Raw genomic sequence first — 3,902 nt, forward strand, 5'->3', positions numbered from 1 at the left:
CCCGCGGCCGCGAGGGCGCGGAGCCCGGGCGGGTGGATGCCGATGGCGCGCGAGGGCGTGGTGGCCGGGTCGGGTGCGTTCCGTCGCTCGAGGACCACCGCGTCGAGGCCGCGGCGCGCGAGGAGGCATGCGAGGAGGAGCCCCACGGCGCCGCCGCCGACCACGACCACGTCGTGCATCGGTCGCGCGCCCGACTGCGGCTCACTCATCCGGGATCTCGCTGCCCCACACCAGTTCGAGCCTCGACGGGAAGCCGCGCTTGACGCGCCACCCGCGAGGGATGGCGCGCGCGAGCTCGGGCGCGGTGTGGCTGCGCCGGATCGACGTGAGCCCGTCGGGGCGGATGAACGAGCCCGCCAGCACGTTCCAGGCGAACGGCAGCGTCGCAGCCCAGAACCCCAGGTAGGCGCCGCGGCTGCGCTCGATGTCGCCGTGCACCCCGATGCCGCCCGGCGCCACGAGCCGCTCGGTGTCGGCGAGCAGCGCGCCGAGCTCCGCGGCGCCGAGGTGGTGCAGCACGTGGTTCGACCAGACCACGTCGAACGTCTCGCCCTCGGCGACGAGGTCGGCGGTCGTCGCCACGCGGGTCCGGAAGCCCGACGTCGCGAAGCGCGACGCGGCCGCCACGGCACGCTCGTCGGGGTCGATCGCCACGATCTCGAGGCGCAGGCCGTCGCGCGCGGCGAGCTGGAGGATCCGGTACGGCAGGTCGCCGCCGCCCACGCCGACGTCGAGCAGGCGAGCCCGATGCGTGGTCCCCAGTCGCGGCCGCACCCACTCCTCGTACACGGCCGCCGGCCGCGACACGATGCGGTTCACGAGCCCGAACCGATGGAACGTGCGCTCGAGTTCCGCGGGGTCGGCCGCCGGGTCGTCCATCAGCTCGCGCGCGTCCACGTCCCTGTGGTCGAGCGTGGCGAGCGCGTGCAGCAGCCCCGGCCCGCCGACGTCAGGTCGCGGCATCCGTCACCCCTTCACCGTCAGCAGCGCGGACTCGACGGTGAGTCCCGGTCCGAACGCCATCGCCGCGACGCGGTCGCCGTGCTCCGACGACGCGCGATCGAGGATGTTCCGCAGCACGAAGAGCACGGTGGCGCTCGACATGTTCCCGAAGTCGCGCAGCGTCTCGCGCGCGGGCTCGAGTTGCGGCTCGGTGAGCTTCAGCCGCGCCTCGACCTTGTCGAGGATGCTCCGACCGCCCGGGTGGATCGCCCAGTGGGCGACACGCTCGCCCGCGGCATCCGTCGCGAGCCCCTCGGCGAGGTCGTCGTCGGCGGCGAACAGCGGTTCGAGCGCCCCGGTGATGTGGTCGTCGATGATCGCGGGCACCGCGTTGGAGAGCACCATCTCGAAGCCGTGGTCGCCGATCTTCCACGCCATGTCGCCCTCGCCCACGGGCGTGATGCGGGTCTCGAACCGATCGAGCGCGAACGCGCGCTCGCCGTCCTCCAGCGGGCGCGCCGTGACCACGCCGGCGCCGGCGCCGTCGGCGAACAGCGACGAGGCGACGATCGTGTCGGGGTCGTTGGAGGAGCGCAGGTGCAGCGTGCAGAGCTCGACGCTGACGACGAGCACGACCGCATCGGGGTCGGCGACGCAGAACTGCGCGGCCGTCCGCAATGCGGGCATCGAGGCGTAGCAGCCCATGAACCCGAGGTGGTAGCGCTGCACCGCGGGCCCGAGCCCGAGGTCGCGCACGAGCATGTAGTCGGGCCCCGGCGCGTAGAAGCCCGTGCACGAGACCGTCACGACGTGCGTGATGTCGGATGCCTCGATCCCGGGCGTCGCGTCGATGGCGCGCCGACCCGCCTCGAGGTACATCTTCGTCGCCTCGACCGCGTAGATCTCGTTGCGCGCCTTCGTGCCCGGCAGCAGCAGGTCGCCCGTCGTCCGGTCGAAGAACACCGGCTCGTCGTCGCGCTCGTCGAACGTGAGCTCCTCGAGCACGCTGTAGCGGCGTTCGATCCCCGACACGTCGAACGACGTCGTGATGATCCGCTGCGCGAGCCGGTTCAGGCCCGGCTGCGCGGCGAACACGTCGCGAACGGCCGGCTGCGGCAGCACGGTCGCGGGAACGGCCGTCGACAGCCCCCTGAGATGCACCCCCGCGCTCATGCCGTCGCCCTCGGATCGGTTCGTCGCTGCGGCATGGGTGCCCCCTCTCCCCGCTTGCAGACTAGCCGCGCGGGCCGCCGTCGATCCAGCATCGCGGGCGCATCCACGGCTCGTGTTCAGCCGGATCGCGCCGCGACCCAGGCGAGCGCGTCGCGGTGCGCCGTCCGGACGGTCTCGCCGAGCCACTCCGTGCCCCGGTACACGCCGTCGTCCCCGACGACCTCCGTCACGCCGCCGTGTCGCAGCTGCGAGACGACCTCCTCGGTCGTCACGACGAGGCGCAGCGCCGATCCGCGGTCGCGCAGGTCGACCGCGTAGCGGCGCAGCACCTCCACGAGCGAGAGCCCGAGCTGGTCGACGCCGCGCAGCCGCAGGATCACGACCGACCCCGTCGAGGTCGGCGCGACCCGAGGCAGGCGCGCCTCGAACACGGGCGCGCTCGCGAAGAACAGGCTCCCGTACGGCTGGACCACGACGACCTCGTGCGCCGGGACGACCTCGACGGGCTCGATCTCCCGGATCCGCCCGTCGGCGCGGAACTCCACCTGTCGCACGCGGATCCGATTGGACTGCTGGACCACGAACATCACGATGCCGAGCCCGACGCCGACGAGCACGGCGTACTGCAGCGGGACCACCAGGGTGAGGACGAACGTGACCGCCATCACGGCGATCTGCACCGCGCCGGTGCGCGCGACCGAGACGACCTTCGCGGGCTTGATCGACCCGATGCCGACGACGATGAGCAGCGCGGCCAGCGACGGCATCGCGATGAACGCGACGACGCCCGAGGCGAACAGGATGACCGCGGCCATCACCGCGCTCGCGAACAGCAGTGCGAGTCGCGTGCGCGCGCCCGCCGCGGCGATGAGCGCCGACGCCGACATGGACCCGCCCACGGGCATGCCCTGGAAGACGCCCGCGACGAGGTTGCCGGCGCCCTGGCCGACGAAGTCGCGGGACGCGTCCGCCGGCCGCCCGTCGAGGTTCGGCACGCCCGCCGAGACGGCGGCGCCCTGCACGAGGCCGACGAATGCGAGCGAGATCGCCGGCAGCAGCAGGTACGCGACATCATCGAGCGAGGGCACGACCGGGGCGGGGAGACCGCTCGGCACGTCGGCGATGTCGGCGACCGTCGCGACATCCCAGTCGAACCAGAGCGTGGTCGCGAACGCGAGCAGCGACCCGGCCGCGACCGCCACCACGAGCCCGAAGGACTTCAGCGGGGTGCGCGTGAGCACCACGATGAGCGCGAGCGAGACGATGCCGACGACGGTCGTGGGCACGTCGACCCGGACGAGATGGAGGACGAGGTCGAACGCGCGGAGCACGCGGTTGGCGGCGTCGCTCTCGTAGCCGGTCAGGTTCGCGAGCTGGCCGAGCACGATGTTGACGCCGACGGCGGTGACGAACCCGGTCATCACCGCGGTCGGCACGAACCTGAGGAGCCGCCCCCCGCGGAGCAGCCCGGCGATGAGCATGACGAGGCCGGTGAGCATCGCGAGCGTGAACAGCGCCCGGTCCGGGTCTGCGCGCGAGGCGAGGTCGGTGTCGGCGACGACGAGCGCCATGGCGCCGGTGGCCTGCACGGCCATGAACGAGCTGCTCGTGAAGAACGCGGCGCCCGCCATCCCGAAGAGGTACGCGTAGAGGCCCGCGAGCGGGTTGACGCCCGCGAGCACGCCGCTCGCGAGGCCGTCGGGCACGCTCTCGACGCCGAGCACGACGCCGGCGACCGCGTCCCTGCCGAGCGTCTCCCGCCGGAGGAGCCGCCGCACGCGGAGCGC

4 protein-coding genes are annotated in these 3,902 nt (G+C 73.2%); all 4 read right to left on the reverse strand.

Annotation, left to right across the window (positions count from 1 at the left end):
• Positions 1–209, reverse strand: a 209-nt coding sequence (locus ESO86_RS12870) for an FAD-dependent oxidoreductase (protein WP_242492357.1), incomplete at its 3' end; no start/stop codon positions are given.
• Positions 202–963, reverse strand: a complete 762-nt coding sequence (locus ESO86_RS12875) for a methyltransferase (protein ID WP_129235385.1) — start codon at positions 961–963, stop codon at positions 202–204. The genes ESO86_RS12875 and ESO86_RS12870, both read right to left, overlap by 8 nt.
• Before the next feature lie 3 nt (positions 964–966).
• The gene (locus tag ESO86_RS12880) at positions 967–2,115 is read right to left on the reverse strand and encodes a type III polyketide synthase (RefSeq protein WP_129235386.1); all 1,149 of its coding nucleotides are present in this window, start codon (positions 2,113–2,115) and stop codon (positions 967–969) included.
• Positions 2,116–2,231: 116 nt separating this feature from the next.
• Positions 2,232–3,902: SulP family inorganic anion transporter (locus tag ESO86_RS12885; RefSeq protein WP_340638858.1), on the reverse strand; the 1,671-nt coding region annotated here is incomplete at its 5' end.

The sequence above is a fragment of the Agromyces binzhouensis genome, from assembly GCF_004135055.1.
Lineage (GTDB): Bacteria > Actinomycetota > Actinomycetes > Actinomycetales > Microbacteriaceae > Agromyces > Agromyces binzhouensis.